Source organism: Rhodococcus sp. BS-15, from assembly GCF_000813105.1.
In the GTDB taxonomy this organism is placed as follows: Bacteria; Actinomycetota; Actinomycetes; order Mycobacteriales; family Mycobacteriaceae; genus Rhodococcoides.
The window spans coordinates 1-687 of the sequence record NZ_BAOX01000624.1; the positions used below are offsets into that span (position 1 = coordinate 1).

Sequence of the window (687 nt, forward strand, 5' to 3'; positions counted from 1 at the left end):
GCGAAGATCATCGAGAACATGGAGCTCGGCCACAACGTCATGCACGGCCAGTGGGACTGGATGAACGACCCGGAGATCCACTCCACGTCGTGGGAGTGGGACAACACGGGGCCGTCGGCTCACTGGAAGCAGACGCACAACTACATCCACCACAAGTACACCAACGTGCTCGGCATGGACGACGACGTCGGCTACGGTCTGCTGCGCGTCACCCGCGATCAGCGGTGGAAGCCCTTCAATATCGGCAACCCCGTCTACAACCTGTTGCTGCAGCTGTTCTTCGAGTACGGAGTGGCGCTTCAGCACCTCGAACTGGGCAAGGTCGCCAAGGGCCGAGTGCCGCGTGAGGAATTCGAGCAGAAGCGGCGCGAGGTGCTCGAGAAGGTCGGCAAGCAGATCGGCAAGGACTACATCCTGCATCCGTTGCTGACCGGTCCCGCCTGGAAGAGCACGTTGACGGCGAACATCGTCGCCAACATGATGCGCAACGTGTGGACCAACACCGTCATCTTCTGCGGCCACTTCCCGGACGGTGCGGAGAAGTTCACCAAGTCCGACATGGAGGGCGAGACTCAGGGACAGTGGTACCTGCGTCAGATGCTCGGCAGCGCGAACTTCAATGCAGGTCCCGTCATGGAGTTCATGAGCGGCAATCTGTGCTACCAGATCGAGCATCACCTGTTCCCC

At 60.6% G+C, this 687-nt stretch carries 1 protein-coding gene; it reads left to right on the forward strand.

The features are described 5' to 3' along the window. The coding region (locus RHBS_RS28330; protein ID WP_187298692.1) for a fatty acid desaturase at positions 1-687 on the forward strand (687 nt) is incomplete at both ends.